At 67.1% G+C, this 19531-nt stretch carries 20 protein-coding genes; 12 read left to right on the top strand and 8 right to left on the bottom strand.

The annotated features are described in order from the left end of the window. The gene (locus tag BLU74_RS15805) at positions 1-1443 is read right to left on the bottom strand and encodes an NAD(P)/FAD-dependent oxidoreductase (RefSeq protein ID WP_089769096.1); all 1443 of its coding nucleotides are present in this window, start codon (positions 1441-1443) and stop codon (positions 1-3) included. A 125-nt stretch (positions 1444-1568) separates the two neighbouring features. On the opposite strand from BLU74_RS15805, the gene BLU74_RS15810 reads away from it, so the two are divergent. Beyond that, positions 1569-2444, top strand: a complete 876-nt coding sequence (locus BLU74_RS15810) for a homoserine kinase (RefSeq protein ID WP_089769098.1) — start codon at positions 1569-1571, stop codon at positions 2442-2444. 87 nt (positions 2445-2531) lie between these two features. On the opposite strand, the gene pdxS is transcribed toward BLU74_RS15810, so the two are convergent. Further along, entirely contained in the window at positions 2532-3440 is a 909-nt protein-coding gene (pdxS, locus tag BLU74_RS15815) for a pyridoxal 5'-phosphate synthase lyase subunit PdxS (protein WP_089769163.1), read from the bottom strand. Between the two features lie 136 nt (positions 3441-3576). On the opposite strand from pdxS, the gene BLU74_RS15820 reads away from it, so the two are divergent. Further along, complete coding sequence (locus tag BLU74_RS15820) at positions 3577-4344, top strand: DUF1405 domain-containing protein (RefSeq protein WP_089769100.1); 768 nt, start codon at positions 3577-3579, stop codon at positions 4342-4344. A gap of 57 nt (positions 4345-4401) precedes the next feature. Beyond that, positions 4402-5469: an enolase-like domain-containing protein gene (locus BLU74_RS15825; RefSeq protein WP_089769102.1), complete on the top strand. Its 1068-nt coding sequence runs from the start codon at positions 4402-4404 to the stop codon at positions 5467-5469. Positions 5470-5502: 33 nt separating this feature from the next. On the opposite strand, the gene BLU74_RS15830 is transcribed toward BLU74_RS15825, so the two are convergent. Together BLU74_RS15830 and BLU74_RS15835 are read right to left on the bottom strand one after the other, a co-directional pair. Next, positions 5503-6126 carry a DUF1684 domain-containing protein gene (locus BLU74_RS15830; protein WP_089769104.1) on the bottom strand — a complete coding sequence of 208 codons (624 nt, stop codon included), beginning with the start codon at positions 6124-6126 and terminating at the stop codon, positions 5503-5505. Positions 6127-6269: 143 nt separating this feature from the next. Continuing rightward, positions 6270-6548 carry a DUF8028 family protein gene (locus BLU74_RS15835; RefSeq protein WP_089769165.1) on the bottom strand — a complete coding sequence of 93 codons (279 nt, stop codon included), beginning with the start codon at positions 6546-6548 and terminating at the stop codon, positions 6270-6272. Positions 6549-6860: 312 nt separating this feature from the next. On the opposite strand from BLU74_RS15835, the gene cmk reads away from it, so the two are divergent. Next, positions 6861-7475, top strand: coding sequence for a (d)CMP kinase (gene cmk, locus BLU74_RS15840; RefSeq protein WP_089769106.1), 615 nt, complete (start codon positions 6861-6863; stop codon positions 7473-7475). Between the two features lie 227 nt (positions 7476-7702). Here cmk and BLU74_RS15845 read toward each other — a convergent pair whose 3' ends face one another. Next, entirely contained in the window at positions 7703-8632 is a 930-nt protein-coding gene (locus BLU74_RS15845) for a DMT family transporter (RefSeq protein ID WP_089769107.1), read from the bottom strand. 78 nt (positions 8633-8710) lie between these two features. Here BLU74_RS15845 and BLU74_RS15850 point away from each other — a divergent pair, with 78 nt between their 5' ends. Continuing rightward, positions 8711-8986: a hypothetical protein gene (locus tag BLU74_RS15850; protein WP_089769109.1), complete on the top strand. Its 276-nt coding sequence runs from the start codon at positions 8711-8713 to the stop codon at positions 8984-8986. Positions 8987-9103: 117 nt separating this feature from the next. On the opposite strand, the gene BLU74_RS15855 is transcribed toward BLU74_RS15850, so the two are convergent. Beyond that, positions 9104-9622, bottom strand: coding sequence for a CBS domain-containing protein (locus BLU74_RS15855; protein ID WP_245705820.1), 519 nt, complete (start codon positions 9620-9622; stop codon positions 9104-9106). Between the two features lie 119 nt (positions 9623-9741). On the opposite strand from BLU74_RS15855, the gene BLU74_RS15860 reads away from it, so the two are divergent. Together BLU74_RS15860 and BLU74_RS15865 are read left to right on the top strand one after the other, a co-directional pair. After that, positions 9742-10416 carry a ribonuclease H family protein gene (locus tag BLU74_RS15860; protein WP_089769111.1) on the top strand — a complete coding sequence of 225 codons (675 nt, stop codon included), beginning with the start codon at positions 9742-9744 and terminating at the stop codon, positions 10414-10416. A 112-nt stretch (positions 10417-10528) separates the two neighbouring features. Then, positions 10529-11569 (top strand): sensor histidine kinase, encoded by a 1041-nt coding sequence (locus tag BLU74_RS15865; RefSeq protein ID WP_089769113.1) that lies wholly within the window; start codon positions 10529-10531, stop codon positions 11567-11569. Between the two features lie 95 nt (positions 11570-11664). Here the strand turns inward: BLU74_RS15865 and BLU74_RS15870 are convergent, their stop codons facing one another. After that, complete coding sequence (locus BLU74_RS15870; protein ID WP_089769116.1) at positions 11665-13908, bottom strand: NADP-dependent malic enzyme; 2244 nt, start codon at positions 13906-13908, stop codon at positions 11665-11667. 102 nt (positions 13909-14010) lie between these two features. Next, positions 14011-15231 (bottom strand): M24 family metallopeptidase, encoded by a 1221-nt coding sequence (locus tag BLU74_RS15875; RefSeq protein WP_139175876.1) that lies wholly within the window; start codon positions 15229-15231, stop codon positions 14011-14013. Between the two features lie 99 nt (positions 15232-15330). Here BLU74_RS15875 and BLU74_RS15880 point away from each other — a divergent pair, with 99 nt between their 5' ends. The 5 genes from BLU74_RS15880 to BLU74_RS15900 all read left to right on the top strand — a co-directional run bounded on the left by BLU74_RS15880 (position 15331) and on the right by BLU74_RS15900 (position 19519). Then, entirely contained in the window at positions 15331-16149 is an 819-nt protein-coding gene (locus BLU74_RS15880; protein ID WP_089769118.1) for a COX15/CtaA family protein, read from the top strand. A gap of 171 nt (positions 16150-16320) precedes the next feature. Then, entirely contained in the window at positions 16321-17223 is a 903-nt protein-coding gene (locus BLU74_RS15885) for a basic amino acid ABC transporter substrate-binding protein (protein WP_089769120.1), read from the top strand. A 31-nt stretch (positions 17224-17254) separates the two neighbouring features. Further along, the gene (locus BLU74_RS15890; RefSeq protein WP_089769122.1) at positions 17255-18085 is read left to right on the top strand and encodes an amino acid ABC transporter permease; all 831 of its coding nucleotides are present in this window, start codon (positions 17255-17257) and stop codon (positions 18083-18085) included. Continuing rightward, the gene (locus BLU74_RS15895; RefSeq protein WP_089769124.1) at positions 18078-18815 is read left to right on the top strand and encodes an amino acid ABC transporter ATP-binding protein; all 738 of its coding nucleotides are present in this window, start codon (positions 18078-18080) and stop codon (positions 18813-18815) included. Before BLU74_RS15890 ends, BLU74_RS15895 begins: the two co-directional genes overlap by 8 nt. Before the next feature lie 158 nt (positions 18816-18973). Beyond that, positions 18974-19519 carry a hypothetical protein gene (locus BLU74_RS15900; protein WP_089769126.1) on the top strand — a complete coding sequence of 182 codons (546 nt, stop codon included), beginning with the start codon at positions 18974-18976 and terminating at the stop codon, positions 19517-19519. Positions 19520-19531: the final 12 nt, after the last annotated feature.

A 19531-nucleotide genomic window follows, 5' to 3' on the forward strand; every position in this document is an offset into this window, starting at 1 on the left:
CTAGGACGTCGTCTCAGACTCGACGTCGTCTGCCGACGGCGCGTCCCGTTCGCCCGCGGGCTGGTGCTCCGGCGTCGCTGTCGCATCACTTCCAGTGGTTCCAGCGAGTCGATCGTCGATCCGGTCCGCCACCTCGTAGCCGGCGACGACGCCGCCGTTGAGCGATCGCTCGGGATACTGCGCCGCGGAGGCCATCCCGGCGTAGTAGACGCCCTCGCCGACGTCCTCGTCGAGGTGGTACGGGATCACGAGATCGAGATAGCCGCGTTCGTAGATCGGTGCGGCGCGGGGGTTGCGAGCGATGCGGAACTGCGAGACCACCTCGCGATCGAAGTCGGGGAACATCGACTCGATCTCTGCGAGCCACGTCTCCCGGACCTCGTCGTCGTCCAGCTGCCAGAGTTCCTCCTCGCTGTCCTGGACGTAGGCGGCGACGTACAGCAGGTGATCGCCGCCGTACCGCTCGCGCTCGACGAAGTTCGTGTGTTCGATGAGCGCCCCGAAGGGGGCGTCGTGTGCGACGTTCAGCCAGTAGGTGTCGAGGAGCGACTCCTCCATCGTGACCAGTCCGCAGACCGCACCCTGGAAGTCGATGTCGCAGGCGTACCCCGTGAGGGATTCGAGCACGTTCGGCATCGTCGCGACCACCGCGGCGTCGACATCGTGGGTTTCGGTGGCCACGTCGCCGGCGGGACCGTCGCCTCTGCCCTCGGTCGCCACCGTCAGTGACTGGACCGCCCCGTCGTCGACCGTGAGGTCGGTGACCGGTGCGTTCGTCGTGATGTTCGCCCGGCCGACCGCGTCGACGAGCGCGTCCAACAGACGTCCGAAGCCGCCGTCGAAGTAGCCGAGGATCTCCCCGCGCAGGAGGTCGCGCTCGCCGCGGAAGCGGACCCGACCCAGGAACCACGCCGCGGAGATGTCGTCTTTCCGATCGCCGTACTTCCCATCCAAGAGCGGGTCCACGAAGTTCTCGTAGACGCTCTCGGTGGTGTGTTCCTCGACGAACTCCCGGACGGTGTCGTGTTCGTACTCCGAGAGGTCGTCGTAGGCGTCGAAGTTGGGGACGAGCCCGCGGACGTCGATCCCCTGGGTGAGCATCCCGAGCCGGAACTTGTCGTAGAGGCTCATATGCGGGTACGCGAGGATCTCCCAGGGAGTGTCCAGCGGATGGACCACGCCGTCGACGTAGTAGCCGTTGGTGCCGACGCGCCACTCGATCCGGTCACCCAACCCGAGTTCCTCGGCGAGTTCGACGATGGTCTCTTCGGATTTAGACAGGTGATGGTAGAACTGCTCGATCTGGTCACCGGCCGTCTCGTAGGTCGCTGCCAGGCCGCCGATCTGGTCCGTTGCCTCGAACACCTGGATATCGTGGCCCTGCTGCTGCAGCCGATGGGCGGCCGCGAGTCCGGCGATCCCGCCGCCGACGACGCCGATCATACGTCCACTATCGCGGCGGCCCAAAAGTGTATTCCGCTCCACGGCGGTCACGGCGGGCCACGAGACGACTGCCGTCCGCTGATCGTTCGCTACCTTTTTACCCGGTGTTGGGCAATCTGACGCGTATGCAGACGGTCAGGGCCCCCGCGACGAGCGCGAATCTCGGCAGCGGGTTCGACGTCTTCGGCGTGGCCCTGGACCGTCCCGCCGACGTCGTCCGCGTCGAGAAGGCCGACCGGACGACGATCGAGATGACCGGGGTCGGCAGCCAGTACATCCCCGAGGACCCGGAGAAGAACGTCGTCGGCGCGGTCGCAGAGGCCCTCGACGCCCCGGCGCACATCCAGATCGACAAGGGCGTTCGCCCCTCTTCGGGACTCGGCTCCTCAGCGGCGAGTTCCGCCGCGGCGGCTGTCGCGCTGAACGCCCTCTACGACCGCGGCCGGTCGCGACGGGAACTGGTCTCCGTCGCCGCCGAGGGCGAGGCGGTCGTGTCGGGCGAGGCCCACGCGGACAACGTCGCACCGGCGCTACTCGGCGGCTTCACCGTCGCCCGTGACGGCGCGGTCACGACCGTCGACGCGTCAATCCCGCTGGTCGCGTGCCTCCCGGAGATCGCCGTCTCCACACGGGACGCGCGGGCCGTCGTCCCCGAGTCGGCGTCGATGGCCGACGTCGTCCACACCGTGGGGGCGGCCGCGACGCTCTCGGTCGGGATGTGTCGCGACGATCCCGAACTCGTGGGGACCGGGATGGACGAGCGGGTCGTCACGCCGGCGCGGGCGGACCTCATCACCGGCTACGACGCCGTCAGAGCGGCCGCACTCGACGCCGGTGCCACGGGCGTCACCGTCTCCGGGGCGGGCCCGGCGGTGATCGCGGCCTGCCGTGAGGCCGATCAGCGACACGTCGCCGCAGCGATGGTCGACGCCTTCGCCGGCGTCGACGTCGACTCGCGGGCGTACCAGACACGCGTCAGCGAGGGCGCGACGCTGTACTGATCGGGATTCGATTCTGTTGCTGCTCGGGCGCTGCTTCGAGAGTCGATACGGAGATACGGACTAGAAAGAGTGCGGAACGGAAACCGATCAGACGCCGCGGCCCTGGAGTTTCTCTTCTTCGGGCATCGAGGCGTTGGCCTCGCCCTTCATCCCCTTGCCGAGGTTCGAGGCGATCTCGGCGAGCGTGTCCGGATCGTCCCAGTTGTTGACGGCCTCGACGATGGCCCGGCCCATCGCGGGCGGGTTCTCCGCGCCGAAGATTCCCGATCCGACGAAGATGCCGTCGCAGCCGTGATGCATCATCAGCGCCGCGTCGGCGGGCGTCGCGATGCCGCCCGCAGCGAAGTTGACGACCGGGAGCCGGCCCATCTCGGCGGTCTCGTGGACCAGGTCGGCGGGCGCTTCGTGCTCGCGTGCCCACTTCTCGCGCTCCTCGTGCGTCTTGCCGACGAGTTCGCGGATCGAGCTCTTGATGTTGCGCTGGTGGTGGACGGCCTGATTCACGTCGCCAGTGCCGGCCTCACCCTTGGTGCGGATCATCGCCGCGCCCTCGTCGATCCGGCGGAGCGCCTCTTGGAGGTTGCGCGCGCCGCAGACGAACGGAGCGGTGAAGTCTCGCTTGTCGATGTGGTAGCGATCGTCGGCGGGGGTCAGCACCTCGCTCTCGTCGATCATATCGACGCCCACGGACTGGAGGATCTCGGCCTCCTTCGTGTGGCCGATCCGGGATTTGCCCATCGCCGGAATCGACACCGACTCGACGATGTCTTTCACGTCGGCGGGGTCGGGCATCCGCGCGACGCCGCCGCGCTTGCGGATGTCTGCGGGCACAGCCTCCAGCGCCATCACCGCAACCGCTCCGGCCTCTTCGGCGATCTTCGCCTGTTCAGCGTCGACGACGTCCATAATGACGCCGCCCTTCTGCATCTGCGCGAACCCGCGTTTGACGAGTTCAGTCCCACGGCGGAGTTCGGACAGATCGGTCTCCTCAGCCATACACTTCAGTTGCGGTCGGACGTACTTAAACGGATCACTCACGCCCGCGTCCGCGGGCACGCGACCAGCCGTGATCCGGTCGCGACGAGGTTCCGGAACCGGCACGGCTTTTTCGCCGCGCGCCGAGCGGTCGATAATGGCATCGTCTCCCGCGCCGTCCTCGCGGTTGGAGCGGCTCGTCTCGGACGTCGGCCTCCCCGCTGGAGACGCCCTCCCGCGGTGGCTCGCACCGCTTCCCCGGTGGCTCGAGAACCTCGGCCTCCGCATCGCGTGGGTCGTCGTCGCGATCAACCTCCTCGGCACGGCGTTCGGGTTCTGGTACTACGGCTTCCATCCGCTGCCGCTGTCGGACCCGCTCGTCACGTGGCAGTTCGCCGCCGAACCGGTCGCGATGTGGCCGTTCGTCCCTGACAGCCCGATGGCGACGCTGTTCATCGCCCTGGCGTTCGCGAGCTGGAAGCTGGGTCGGACCAACGAGTACCTCGCCGCGCTCGCGTTCTTCGGCTGCTGGAAGCTTGGGTTGTGGACGCCGTACGTCCTCGCGGTCTTCGCGGGGCCGTTCCTCGAGACGACCTGGCTCCCGCTCTACGTCTTCCTGTTCGTGAGCCATCTCGCGATGGTACTCGAGGCGTTCGTCCTCCACCGGATCGCCGACTTCCCGGTCCGCGCAGTCGGGGTCGCGCTCGCGTGGTACGGCCTCAACGACGTCGTCGACTACTTCGTCCCGATCGTCGGCGACCCGCATCACACGGCCCTCCCGGTGGCCGACAGCGCGGTGATCGGCGGATCGACCGCTCTCCAACTCGCAGCGGCCGGCGCGGTCGTGCTCACCTTCCTCGCGACGTTCGCCGCCCTGGCCACGCGAGCGAAGAAGCTCGAGGCGCGGCTCGAACGGGGGTCGTAGTCCGGGCGTCGCGGGCCGACCCGTCGCTTTTCACTCCGCTCCACCAACAGTCGCTGGATGAACGACCTCTTCGACGCCGTCGCGGATCTCCCGCTCACGATCGAGTCGACCGATCGGACGCGTCGCGACCGCGATACTTCGAGCGGATTCGTCCGGACGACCACCACGTTCCACCTCTCGGGTCCGGACGGGGACGGAGCGGCGCACACCGGTCGGGGCGAGGACGTCACCTACGACACCGAGGACCACGACGCGCTGGCGGACGTGCCGCCGTTCGACCTCACCGGCGAGTACACGGTCGCGTCGTTCTCGGCCCACCTCGACGACCTGGAACTGTTCCCGACGAAGGCACCCGAGCGGGAGACCGGATACCCCTACCGGCGCTGGGCGCTCGAATCGGCGGCGCTGGATCTAGCGCTGCGTCAGAACGGGCTCTCACTGGGCGAGGTAATCGGCCGCGAGCCCCGGCCGCTTCGCTTCGTCGTCTCGATGCGACTGGGTGAGCCGCCGAGCACCGACAGGCTCGCTGCGGTCCGTGAGGCGTATCCGGACAGCGAGTTCAAACTCGATCCGACTCCCGAGTGGACCGAGGCGGTGATCGAGTACGTGGCGGCGACGGACGCGGTCCGGATTCTGGACCTGAAAGGGCTCTATGAGGACACCGAGGTCGACACCGAACCGGACCCGGCGCTCTACGAGCGGTTGCTGGATACCTTCCCCGAGGCCGTGTTCGAGGATCCCGCCTTCACCGACGAGACGCGGCCGCTCTTCGACGGCGCGGACCGCCGCGTCTCGTGGGACTACCCGATCACCGGGGTGGCGTCCGTCGAGGCGCTGCCGTTCGAGCCGGAGTGGCTGAACATCAAACCGTCGCGATTCGGCAGTATCGAGTCGCTGTTCGCGACGATCGAGTGGGCCGAAGCGCACGACGTACAGCTGTACGGCGGCGGCCAGTTCGAGTTGGGCGTGGGGCGCGAGCAGATCCAGTTGCTCGCGTCACTGTTCTACCCGGACGGGCCGAACGACGTCGCGCCCGGCGGCTACAACGACCCCGACGTGCAGGCGGATCTTCCGACGAGCCCGCTCGATGCGCCCACGCACTCAGTCGGCCTGTCGTGGGACTAAGCGGCGTCGACAGCGGAGCACTGCGAGGAGCGACTACGGTGACCAGTCCCGCTCGCCCGCGCGAACGGCGACCTCCAGCCAGTTTTCCTCGGGCGGGAGCGGACAGGAGAACGTCTCGCTGAACGCGCAGAACGGCGTGTACGCGAGGTTGAAATCGATGGTGACCGTCTCGCCATCGGCGAGGTCGCCTTCGGGGTGGAGTTCGATGTAGCGCCCGCCGCGGTAGGTCTCCTGACCGGTCGTCTTGTCACGGAACGGGACGAAGACCGGTTCCTCATCGTCGTCGGGGCGCTGTTTGTACCCGTGGAGTTCGTGGGACTCACCGTCGAGTTCGAAGGCGAACGTCACGACGCGGACGTAGCGGACCTCGTTGCCGGCGGTCGTCTCCATCGGCACGGGCTCCGGGTCCTCGTGAACCGTCGCGGTGGTCTCGACTCGAAGATCGGGGGCCGGAGCGAAGTAGTCGAGTCCCTCGAAGTCGTCGCGGTGTTCCGGCGGGATCGGTGACTGCGGGTGCGAGCCGAAGAACTCGTCTTTCTCGGCGCGGTTCGCCCGGAGCGTTTCGACGTACTCGTCGTCGGTCGGTGCGTCGGCGGCAGTGCCGTCAGCGTCGGTGGCACCGCTGTCACTGTCGCTGGCGTCGGCGTCGTCGGTCATACGTGAGCAAGAACCGCCGCGCCGTAACCGTTGGCGGTTCGAAGGAGTGCGTGTGAAGTGGTGACAGCCGTCGGGAGGGCGCTGCGTTGACGGCCGTCGGGAGGGCGCTGCGTTGACGGCCGTCGGGAGGGCGGGCGCAGGCCTCAGGCGCGGTCGGCGTCGGAGTGGTAGTCGTGACCCAGGACGAGCGCAGCGACGTTCGCGAACAGCAGTGCGCCGAATACCGTGGGTTCGCCGCCCGTGAGCCCCCCGACTAAGAGCGGGAGGTACAGGAACGGGAGAGCGATTGCGGCCCAGAAGGCGACGAACCTGAGCGGGGCGACGAGCGTTTCGCTGGGGCGGACGGCCGTCGAGCGCGAACTGACGGCGTCGCGGACGCGACTGAGGCGTTCTGAACCGAACGGGGGGAGAGCGGTTGACATCGTGGGGAACCTCATTCCATTCATACACGGGGAGAGGCATATAACTGCGCGAGCGTTGCGGTGTGTTCAGTTCGCTTCATCGGCGAACATGAGGGTGGCTCGACGTTTTACGAACGCCTGAGATCCGCGTAGAACGTTTATACTGGGCGCTGATCTTTCTTCGTTGCTGTGGAGTCCCAGAGCCGATCGGGCGCGGATGAGCCGGCACTCGCACTCGTCCGCAGTCGCGATGGCACGTCACACAGTTCCGTGGACCAGCGACGAGCCCACTCCAGCGGCTTTTTGTGCTCCCGTGATAAGTCCGGGATATCTATGACAGACGACGACGTCCCGACGGCGCGGTCGGTCGACAGCAACCTCTTCATCACGGTCTCGGGACCGCCGGGTTGCGGGGCGACGACGCTCTGTGAGGGACTGTCGGCGGCGCTGGACTGCGGATACGTCTCCGGTGGCGACATCTTCCGACAGCTCGCCGAGGACCGCGACCTCTCGCTGTCCCAACTCATCGCGAAGACCGACGAGACCGACGAGATCGATCGCGCGCTCGACCGTCGGCTCCGGACGATCGCCGAGAAGTGGGGCGCTTCGAGCAAGCCGTTCATCCTCGAATCTCGGCTCGCCGGATGGCTCGCCGGCAACCGCGCCGACCTCCGGATCTGGCTCGACGCCCCCGCGGAGGTCCGCGTCGACCGGACCCGTCACCGCGACGAGATGGAGGCGGAGATGCGCGTCCGGGAAGTCAGTGAAGCCGGCCGCTATGACTCCTACTACGACATCGACATCACCGATCAGTCGTTCTACGACCTGACGGTCAACACGGCCCGGTGGACCCCCGAAGCTACCCTCGAGATGATCCTCACCGCGATCGAAGAGTACGACGCCGAAGTCGACGAAGGGGCGTTCCACACCGACGACATCGAACTGTAGCGGACTCGCCGCCGCGTTCGTCGTTCTCGCTGCTCTCGTCTCCTTTTTCGCCTTCATCGCTCTCGCTGCTCTCGTCTCCTTTTCAGCCTTCATCGCTCTGGCTGTCCTCGCCGCCGCTCGGCGCATTCGCCACCGCTCACCGCTCTCGGCTCTTGACGCCCCGAATCGCTGTGGTTCGGTGACTCGGTGCGATTCCGCACCGCCCGGGAGGACACGCAACGGGCGGCTCAGGATCGAGAGACCAGCCGCCGGAGCCGGGGCAGTTCCGAGCGGATGGCGCGGCGTTTCAACAGCAGAAAGCCGGCGAAGATGATCACAAAGCCGGCGACGGTGTTGACCGTCGGCACCTCCGCGAGAAACGCCCAGCCGGCGAGCGCCGCAGCGATCGGGGCGACGTAGGAGACGAGGTTGATCTCGATCGGTCCGAGGCGATCGAGGAGGTCGAAGTAGATCAGGAAGCCGAGCGCGCTCGCGACGAGCGAGAGGTACGACAGCGCCGCGAGCGATTCGACTGACCAGACGGCGTCGGCGAGGGACTCACCGAGCCCGAGACTGATGCCGTGCATAATGAGTGCGCCGAAGACCATCGACCACGCTTCCATCGTCTCGATCGGGAGTTCGGCTTCGATGCGCCGGGTGAGCACCGACCCGAGCGCGAACGCGGCCGCGGCCCCGAAGACGAGCAGTTTCGCGGCCGCGCCGCCCGCGAGGAGGTTCTGCGGGTCGGGATTCGAGAGCACGACGACGCCGACGAGGCCGAGGAGTAGCCCGGCGATTCCGAGGGCCGTGAGACGTTCGTCGGGCAGGAACAGGCGAGCGAATCCAGTCGTCAGGACGGGGCTGAGACTGACGATGACGGCCGCGGCGGCGGAGGTGACTGCGGGGTCGGCCTCGCCGACGAAGAGCAGCGTGTGGTAGCCGGCGATGAGGAGCGTAGCCCCGACAGCGACGAGCGCCCACTGGCCACGGCCCCGCGGGATCGGGCGGTCGGTGGCGTAGAACGCGTACGCGAGCATCAACACGCCGGCGACGTCGTAGCGAAGGGCCGCGAAGAGAACGGGAGGGATGTACGCCAGACCGGCCTTGATGGCCATAAACGCCGAGCCCCACGCGGCCGCGAGAAGGACGAACAGCAGCACGTTCCGATAGCGTGTCACAGCGGAACTGAGACAGGGCCGGCCCTCAACGTTTCGTTCTCACGATGCTTTTTTACCCGAGAGGGTGACGACCCGCCTGTGACTGAGAGTTACCGAGAGCCGACCGACGAAGAACTGGCGGCGGTCGAGACCGCGTTCAACGATCACTACGCCTACGGTGGCCCCTGGTCGATCGACGAATACGACGTCGTCGTCATCGACGAGTACGAGGCGGACGACGACACCTACGCCGGGCGGCTGGCGATCGTGGTTGACGGGGGCGCCAACGCGACGACGTACGGCTTCACCGAGGCCGGAGAGGCCGTCCTGATCAGTGATGCGCTCAACGAGAAACAGGGAGCCGACGCGCTGTAACCTCGGAATTCCCGCGGTGTACAGACAGGGCGTGCTGTGGCGGGTCCCCCTGTCTCAGCGCGGCAGATCCCTCGGTGCCTCGGCGTGGCAGATCCCTCGGTGCCTCGGCGTGGCAGATCACTCGGCGTCGCGCCGTCGTTCGTCGCGGATCGCCCGGAGGACGTCCTGACGGGCGACGATACCGACGACTGCGCCGTCCTCGACCACTGGGAGGCGGTTGATGTCGCGGTCGTCGTCCGCGAGCAGGTCGATGATCTCGTCGAGCGCGGTGTCGGGTGCGACCGAGACCACGTCTTCGGTCATCACCTCACGGATCGGTTTGTCCGCGTTCTGCAGGAGGTCGACGCCCAGATCGAGATCGTCCCAGGAGACGTCGATGGCGTAGGTGAGCGTCTCTATGAACGGCGGAAAGCCGACCGGAATCCACAGCGTCCGGTCCTGGGTCTCGAAGAGGCCGACGAGGTCGTGCTGGGTCACGATTCCCACCAGCGTCCCCGCGTCGTCGACGACGGGGAAGCCGTTGAAACCGACTGTGGCGAGTCGTCCGAGGACCTCGCTCACGTCGTCGTCGGGGGAGGCGGTCTCGACGTCTTCGGTCATCAGATCGCGTGCCAGCAGGGTCGGAGTTGCGGTCATACCCGGACGGTTCGTCGGCCCCCGGTCTAACTATTCCGGAGACGCGATGCGACGACCGGTCTGGTCGCGGCGGCTCTGACCTGAGATATCTTTAACAATCAGCGGGCGATAGTGAGCGTATGGCCGCTCACGGCCGGTCGACGCTGCGTGACCTGTTCGACGACTCCCCGACGCCACACATCGCGCACCCGCCGCGAACGCACCACCGACACTTCTACGTCGCCACCGACGGTTCGTATCGTCGCGACGGCGACGGCGGCGGCCTCGGGGTTGTGATCGAAGCGCACGACGGCACCCGCGTCGCGCGACTCTCGGTGCCGGATGCCGCGCCGAACAACAACGTCGCCGAGTATCGCGCACTGCACCTCGGACTCGACGTGCTGGCGGCGCGGACGCCTGACGACGCCCGAATCGGCGTGTTAGTCGATCACGACAACCTCGCCGGAGCGGTCAACGGCGAGGTGCTCGCGGGCGCCGGCGACGGCACCGAGTGGCGGCCGACCGGCGGCGAGCGGATCCCGCCCGGCAGCGAGTCCCACTGGCGGGGCATCTGTGCGCGGATTGCGGGCTTCGACGAACTGCGGGCAGCGCGACTCGACGGTCGTGAGAACCCGGCTCACCCGCTCGCGAACGCACCGCGTGAATACGCACACGTGAATCGGCGGGCCGATCGCTGCGTCGTCCCCGAACCCCTCGGGGGGAGCGAACCGCCCCGTGGGAGCGCTGGCGGCGAAGCGAACGCCGAACCGCAGTACCCGCCGCCCTCGCGATTCGAGGGGCGCGCGAGCGACTGAACGGTCCGGCGGGACGGCCCGGAGCCCGAGAGAGAGTCCGTCCTCGCGATAGTGGCAGCGGCCTCCCAGAACGGGGAGAAAGAGCCATATCGGCCCGCTCGCATAGGTGTGTATGAATCGCGACAGACGGACGGATTCGTCCGCGTCGCCGGGTTCCGGGCCGGGGGTCGCGCTCGATGCGCTGCCGTTACACTCGACGAATCTCCTGACCGTCCTCGACAGCGACGGCATCGTTCAGTACGAGAGCCCCGCGATCGAGCGCATTTTCGGATTCGAACAGGACGAACTCGTGGGCGAACAGGTCGCCGAGTACTTCCATCCGGACGACCGCGAGCGGGTCGTCGCCGCGTTTCTGTCTGTCGTTAGCGACGAATCCACCGTCGAGGAGGTCGAATACCGACACGAACAGGCCGACGGGTCCTACACCTGGGTGGAGTCCATCGCCTCGGGCAATCCAACCCCGAACGGCTATTACGTCGTCAACACGCGAGACATTTCGACCCAGAAAGCCCGTGAACAGCGACTGCGGGCGACGAACGAGCGCCTCGAGGAGTTCGCGAGCATCGTCAGCCACGACCTCCGAAACCCACTGAACGTCGCACAGGGCCGAATCCAACTGCTGAGCGACGCCTGTGACAGCGACCATCTCGCCGAGGTGGTCACCGCGCACGACCGGATGGAAGCACTGATCGAGGACCTCCTGACGCTGTCGCGAGTCGGCAAGCGGGTGTCAGGGATGGAATCCGTCGCCCTCGCTTCGGTCGCCGAGACCTGCTGGCGAACGGTGCCGACGGCCGACGGGACCCTCGTGACCGACACCGACCGGCACATCCTGGCCGACCGGAGCCGTCTCCGACAACTGCTTGAGAACCTCGCTCGAAACGCCGTCGAGCACGGCGGCGACCAGGTCACCGTGACGGTGGGCGATTTCGAGGGAGGATTCTACGTCGAAGACGACGGACCGGGTGTGTCATCGAACGACCGCGCGGCGATTTTCGAGGCGGGCACGTCGACGACACGCACCGGGACGGGACTGGGGTTGAACATCGCCAAGCAGGTCGCCGATGCGCACGGCTGGTGGATCCGCTGTACGGACGGCGAGGCCGGTGGCGCGCGATTCGAGATCGGCGGTGTCGAATTCGTGTCGCCCTGAGCGCGCGTTCGCGCCCCGGTTGCTGGGCGGAACCGGTGGACAAACGCCGTCTCGGTCACCGGGGAGTGACCGGGAGTGACCGCGGTCGCGACTCGCTACTCTTGCGCGTCGACGACAGCGACCCCGGCGAGGTTGACGATGTCTTTCACCTCGTCGCCGCGCTGGAGGACGTGCACCGGCTTGTCCATCCCGACGAGCATCGGCCCGATCGCCTCTGCACCGCCGAGGCGCTGTAGCAGTTTGTAGCCGATGTTCCCCGACTCGAGGTTCGGGAAGACGAGCACGTTCGCGGGGTCCTCGAGATCGGAGAACTCGTAGGTGCCGTTCAGGATGTCTTCGACGACCGCGGTGTCGGCCTGCATCTCTCCGTCGACCGGGAAGTCGACGTCCGCGTCGGCGTGGAGTGATTCGACGGCGTCGCGGATCTTTCTGGTCCCCTCGTTGTCGACGCTACCGAAGTTCGAGTACGACAGCATCGCCGCGCGCGGTTCGACGTTGAACCGCCGGGCGAGTTCGCCCGTGTGTTTCGTGATCTCCGCCAGCACGTCGGCGTTGGGATCGAGGTTGACCGTCGTGTCGGCGGCGAAGATGACGCGGTTCTTGAACGTCAGCATATAGACGCCGGCCGCGTACTCCGCGTCGGGCGCGGTGCCGATGATCGACAGGGGCGGACGGAGTGCCGACGGGTAGTGGTGAGTCAGTCCCGTCAGCATCGCGTCAGCGTCGCCCTGTTCGACCATCACGCTCGCGAGGTAGTTGCTGTCGCCGCGGATCAGTTCGTGGGCCTCGCGCTTGGTGATGCCCTCGCGCTGCCGGAGTTCGTACAGGCGGTCGGCGTAGTGGTCCCAGTCGCCCTTCCAGGGGTCGGCGATCTCCGGATCGAACTCCAGGCCGAGGTCCGTCGCCGTCTGTCTGATCTCGTCGGTGTCACCGACCAGGATGGGGTGAGCGATGCCCTGTTCGCGCATCTGGTAGGCCGCGCGAATCATTTTCTCGTCGCCGCCCTCCGCGAGCGCGACCCGCTTGGGGTCGGACTTCGCCTTGTTGAGGACGACGCGCATCATCTCACGCGACTTGCCCAGGCGGGCCTCGAGGCGCTCCTCGTAGGCTTCGAGATCGACGTCCGTCCGGGCACAGCCCGATTCCATCGCTGCCTCCGCGACCGCGGGCGCGACCTCGAAGAGCACGCGGGGATCGAGCGGCTTCGGAATGACGTAATCGGGACCGAACTGCAGCGGTTGGTCGCCGTAGGCCTTGACGACGGCGTCGGGGACGTCCTGGCGTGCGAGGTCGGCGAGCGCTTCCGCCGCAGCGCGCTTCATCTCCTCGTTGATCTCGGTCGCACGGACGTCGAGCGCACCGCGGAAGATGAAGGGGAAGCCGAGGACGTTGTTGACCTGATTGGGATAGTCCGAGCGGCCAGTGGCCATAATGACCGTGTCGTCGCGGGCGGCCTTCGCCGCCTCGTAATCGATCTCGGGATCGGGATTCGCCATCGCGAAGACGATCGGGTTCTCCGCCATCGACGCCACCATCTCCTGGGAGACGATCCCGCCGACGGAGAGACCGACGAACACGTCGGCACCCGCCATCGCCTCCGCGAGGGTGTCGTCGTCCGTGTCGGACGCGAACTCCGCTTTGAACTCGTTGAGTTCCGCGCGGTCGGTCCCGATGACCCCCGAGGAGTCACACATCACGATGTTCTCGTGTTGGACGCCCAGCGAGGTGTAGAACCGCGCTGTCGCGATCGCTGACGCGCCCGCACCGGAGAAGACGACCCGCAGATCCTCGAGATCCTTGTCGACGACGTCGGCGGCGTTCAGCAGCGCCGCGCCCGAGATGATCGCCGTGCCGTGCTGGTCGTCGTGGAAGATCGGGATGTCGACCGCCTCGCGCAGGCGGGACTCGACCTCGAAGCATTCGGGGGCTTTGATATCTTCGAGGTTGATGCCGCCGAAGGTCGGCTCCATCGCCCGAACGGTGTCGACGATCTTGCTCGGTTCCTCGAGGTCGAGTTCCACGTCGAAGACGTCGATGTCGGCGAACCGCTTGAACAGGACGCCTTTCCCCTCCATCACCGGCTTGGAGGCTTGCGCGCCGATGTCGCCCAGACCGAGGACGGCACTGCCGTTCGAGACGACGCCGACGAGGTTCCCCTTCGCGGTGTACTCATAAGAGCGGCTCGCGTCCGCGTCGATGTCGCGACACGGGGCAGCGACGCCCGGCGAGTACGCCAACGAGAGATCCCGCTGGGTGTTCGTCGGCTTCGTCGTCGAAATCTCGATCTTGCCGGGAGGATCCTCACGGTGATACTCCCGCGCGTCGTCGTCAAGTCCCATAGCGGCGGCGAGGATACCGGCACAAAAAAAGATACCTGTCGAAGGCCGATTCGACAGACAACGAATCACAACTCGGGGGCGAGTCGTGTTTTCCGGCTCCGGTCACGCGTCGTCGAGTCGGCGGACCGCGTGACGCTCGATCGCGAAGTCGCTGCCCTCGATCGCGGATTCGACGCGCTGCGTCGGCCAGCGTTCGCCCCCCGTCAGCACTTCGACGTCGTCCCCGGTGAGGAGCACGGTGTCCTCGGATTTCGTGCCCCGAACGCTGGGGTTGTAGGCGTACGCGAGCGGCGCCTCGACCGATTCGTCGCTCTCAGGGGTCGCGAGCCACTCGCGCCCCGCGTACCCCGTCGCGCCGCCCTGGTGGTGCGCTCGCCACTCCTCGGGTTCGCCGAGCGTGTCGTACGCGTCGGCGACGGCGTCGAAGACGTCGCCCGCGGTCTCGACTGACGGCATCGTGGGGTCGTCCGTCCCCTCACGCACAGCGCGGCGAGTGGCATCGAGCGCGGTGGCCTCGACGCGCATCGCGGTCTCGTGGCGGTCCGTCAGCCACTCGGGCGCGTCCGCGAACGCGACCGTCCGCGTCGCGCTGGCGTAGAGTCCGCCGCGCTCGGCCGTCACCGAGAGGAGCGCGTACGAGCCGAGTTCGGCACCGGTCGGCGTGAAATGTCGGTACTGCTGTACGCGCTCGTCGCCGCCGACGAGGACGACCGGCGCTTCGATGCCCTGACTCGCGAGCGTGATCCGGAGGCCGGCGGCCGCCTCGCGTTCGGTGTCGGCGGGCTGAAGTTCGCGCGCGACGCGTTCGATTGCCGCCGCGACCTCGCGGCCGAGCGTGCGGTAGCGCTCGATGTCTGTGGGAGAGAGCGGGCGACGCAGTGGGCTCGCATCGACCGCTTCGAACCCGGGGACGTCGAAGTCGGCAGCGCCGTCCCCGTCGGTCGCATCGGCGACGGCCTCAGCGAGCGAAGACTCGTACCAGGGCGTCGCAGTGAGGGAGAACGGCTCCGGAAGCTGCTCGCGCGCGAGCCGGTCGGCCTCGATGGTATCCGTGACGGCGACGAACCCGTCCGCCCGGGTGTACCCCGCGGCCGCGACCCCGACGTCGGCGTCGCGGTCGACGACGTTGCTGCCGCCGGTGAGCCACGCGAACGAGTTCGGCCGGGCGAACCAGACGGCGTCGAGTCCCTCGCGGTCGAGGTGGGCCGACAGCCGCTCGCGTCGGTGTTCGAGGTGTTCGTCCGTCCGATCGACCACGCGCCGGGCGTCGTCGTCGCCGTCAGCCGCCGTCGCGCGATCCTCCGGCGGCGTCTCGTCACTCATACGCGCACGTTCCCGCGGAACCCACTGAAACGTGTCGAATCGACACGGCGAGGCCCGCCGAAAGAGCGATTCAAGTGTCTCCGGATCCGACGGTCGAGTATGGACGTGCGTCTTCGTCGTCTCGTCGGGGTCTCGGCGGCGCTCACGGGAATCCTGATGGTTCTCGGCGTGTACACTGCCGCGTCCGGCGCGGGGCTGACGTGCGCCGGGCGCTGGCCGCTCTGTGACGGCTTCCTCGGCCTGTTCCCGGCGAACTGGAGCAGTTTCATCGAGTGGTTCCACCGCTTCGTCGCGATGATCACCGGCTTCGTCGTCCTCGGGACGACGATCCTCGCGTGGCGGCGCGGCGCAGACCGGCGGATCCGCCTCGCGCTCGCCGGCTCGACGGTCCTGCTGCCGTCCCAGATCATCCTCGGCGCGCTCACGGTGACGACCTACCAGTGGGTGGTACTGCTCGCGCACTTCGGCACGGCGTCGATCATCTTCTCCGGCGTCGCGCTCGCGGCCGCGCTGGCGTACGCGCCGTTCGCTCAGTCGCGACAGGCGCTCGGCGTCGCGGGCGTACTACTCCCGGTGTTGCTGCTGTTGGCCCCGCACACATTCCTCACGTTCGGGCCGCCGGTCCAGGCCGCCTACTACTTCCTCGGGCTGAGCGCCTACGCGGCGCTGCTCGCCGCGGCGGTGTGGGCGACGCCGGACCGGTCCGCCGGGGTCCGGCGCGTCCGGCGGCTATCGGCGACGGCCGGACTGGTCGTCGTCTCGCTCCTCGTCGTGGGACGGCTGGTCTACGGCGGAACGCTCCAGTACGTCTCGATCGGGGGCAGCCTGCTCGCGCTCGCCCTCGTCGCGACCGCGTGGCTCACTGCCCGCCGGGGCGGCGTCGGTTCGGACGCTCGGGGCGTCCCGGGCGGCGATTGAGGACCGACCGAACGGGTCGGTGGAGTGGGGACCGTCTCCCACTGGAGTCGTTAATCTGTTCGAGTCGCTGCTTGCTCTCCATTCGGTCGGTCGAAAACGTGTCCGATAGGTGAACGGACGTGGTGCCAAAGCGACACGTTGTTATATTCCTCTATATAATGCAACCTTGCTATGGACAGACGGACGTACCTGAAGACCGGAACGGGTCTTCTGGCCGGCGGCCTCGTCGCCGGGTGTACTGGCGGCGGATCGGGCGGAGACTCGACGGAGACAGCGACCGAGACGCCGACCGAGGGCGGCGATTCGATGACCGAATCGACGACCGAGGCGGAGACGACGGAGTCCGTCGTTCCCGAGACGGTCGTGATCGGTTCGGACATCCCCTACCGTCCCTTCGAGTACGAGACGACCTCGGGCGAACTGACGGGCTTCGACGTCGACATCGCGGCGGCAGTCTTCGAGGAGCAACTGGGCGTCGACTACGAGTTCAAGCCCACGAGTTTCGACTCGATCATCCCCTCGTTGAACAACAACAACTTCCGGATCATCATGTCCGCGATGACGATCAACGAGACCCGGGCCGAGGAGGTCGACTTCTCGGATCCGTACTTCACCGCGTACCAGACCGTCATCGTCCGCGACGACGGTGAGATCACCTCCCGCGAGGACCTCCGCGGCCGGCCAGTCGGCGTCCAGAAGGGGACGACCGGCGCCGGGGCGGCCGAACAGCTGCAGGAGGAGTTCGACGGCGAACTGGAACTCAACCGGTACGACCAGATCAACGGCGCGTTCCAGGCGCTCATCAACGGGCAGGTCGACGCCGTCATCAACGACAACACCGTCAACGCCGAGTTCGCCAACGGACGCGACGACGTCGTCTTCCTCGAGGGCGAGGGCGTCGCCGCCGAGAGCGATCAGGAGGCCCCGCCGTACCTGACACTCACGATCGAGAACTACGGTATCGCGTTCCGGCAGGACGACGACGCCTTCCGTCAGCGCGTCAACGAGGCGCTCGCGGCGATCAAGGAAGACGGCACGTACGACGAGATCTACTCGGAGTACTTCTCGGGTTAATCTCAACTGGCTCCGCTTTCTTACCCCACCTATGGCAGACTCATACTCGAGCGCATCGCCGGAAGCCAACGCTGTCGCCGACGGGTTTCTCGACGACCGGACGCTGAAGTACCTCGGCGTCGCCGTGTCGAGTTTCTTCGCACTGGGCGTCGTTCTCTTAGTGCTCTACATTCTCGCTTCGCAGGTCCAGTTCGGGTTGGTCCCGACGATTCTTCCGCAGTTCATCAGCGCGTACGGCCTGGTACTCAGCATCGTCGGTATCAGCAGCGTGCTCTCGGTGTCGAGCGGCATCTTCGTCGGACTCGCCCGGGTCTCGAAGACCCGGATCACGAGTGGGATCTCCGCGGCCTACGTCCAGTTCTTCCGCGGGACACCGCTGCTGTTTCAGATCTTCGTCATTTACTTCGGGGTCCCGACGCTGTGGCCGGGGACGTTCCCGGTGCAGAACTGGGGCTTCCCGACGGCGATCATCGCACTGACACTGAACCACGCCGCGTACGTCGGCGAAGCGGTCCGCGGAGGCATCGGGGCCGTTCCGGACGGACAGATGGAAGCCGCCCGGTCGCTGGGGATGGGCTACGTGCAGGCGATGCGGGAGATCGTCATCCCGCAAGCGTGGCGCAATGCCCTGGCAGCGGTCGGTAACGACCAGATCATTCTCGTGAAAGACACCTCGCTCCTGACGGTGATCGCGATCCCCGAACTGATCCAGCAGTTCCGCGACGTGAACAGCGCGACCTTCGACCCGTGGACGCCGCTGGTGCTGGTCGCGATCGCGTACCTCTCGATCACGATCCCGATGGGGCGACTCGTCACGTATCTCGAAGACCGCGCCGACTGGGGTGGTGAGACGAATGAGTGACGACGTCATCTTAGAGTTCGACCACATTGACAAGTACTTCGGCGACACGCACGTCCTCAAGGAGATTTCGCTGGACGTCACCGACGGCGACGTGTGCGTCGTCGTGGGCCCCTCGGGGTCGGGGAAGTCGACGCTGCTCCGGTGTGCGAATCGGCTCGAAGAGATCCAGGCGGGCGAGATCCGCCTCGATGGGCAGTCCATCTCCGACCCCGACGGCGACATCAACCGGCTCCGCCAGCGCATCGGGATGGTCTTTCAGTCCTTCAACCTCTTCCCCCACAAGACGGCGCTGGAGAACGTCACGCTCGCGCCGCGGAAAGTGCGCGGGATCGACGCGGACACCGCCCGGCAGCGAGGCGAGGAACTACTCGAAGACGTCGGACTGCTCGAACAGGCGACATCGTATCCGAATCAGCTCTCCGGCGGGCAACAACAGCGGGTCGCGATCGCTCGCGCGCTGGCGATGGATCCGAAAGTGATGCTCTTCGACGAGGTGACGAGCGCGCTCGATCCCGAACTCGTCGGCGAGGTGCTCGGCGTGATGCGGGAACTCGCTGACGACGGGATGACGATGATGGTCGTCACTCACGAGATGGGCTTCGCCCGTGAGGTCGGCGACCGCGTCGTCCTGATGGACGAGGGGCGGATCGTCGAATCCGGTGCGCCGGAGTCGTTCTTCGGAGACCCGAACACCGAGCGCGGCGAACAGTTCCTCTCGAAGATCCTCTGATAGTGTTTACTCTCACTTTTTACCGCTGAGCGCCACCCCCGTTGGCAGCGCCCGGCGGTAAGAGATGAGAGTAAACACTATGAGGACGCTGTTCGGACCGCACGAAGCGCCGCAGTCGCCGACAAAGCACTTATCGGCCGGGGCGAAAGCGTCGAGTGATGACCAACGTCCCCGGTGCCGGCTTCGTCGTCCTCCTCGGCGTCGCCGCCGTCGCGCTCGTCCTCCCGCTTCTCGCCGGCGTGAGTCTGCTTCTGGCGAGCGTGACGGGCAGTCGCCTCGACGCGACGCTCCTCGCCGTCCACGGTCTCGGCATCGTGCTCGGCGTGTTCCTGTTCGCCTCAGGAACAGTCCCAGGAGTCGAAAGTCTGGATCTCTCGGCCGGCGCGCTCGTCGGCTTCCTCCGCGTATTGCTCAGCGCGCTCGCCGTCGGCCTGCTCGTCGCGCTGCTCGGGGAGGGGGGCCCGATCGCCCTCGGCGCGCTCGTGACGTTCCTGCTGCGCGACACTGCGTACGCCAGGAGCGTTCGGTGTGCGACCACGGGATACGTGGTCGGTGGCGTCGGCGGCGCGATCATCGGACTGCTCGTGTCCGGAACCGTCCTCGGGGCCGTCGTGGGCGCGCTGTGCTCGATTCCGGGCGCGCTCCTCGGCGTCGCAATCGACGTGACGGCGACGCGGTTCGCGGTGCCCGGTCGGACCGCGTAGGCGCGGTGGCTT

Origin of the sequence: Halobellus clavatus, from assembly GCF_900107195.1 — an archaeon.
In the GTDB taxonomy this organism is placed as follows: domain Archaea; phylum Halobacteriota; class Halobacteria; order Halobacteriales; family Haloferacaceae; genus Haloquadratum; species Haloquadratum clavatum.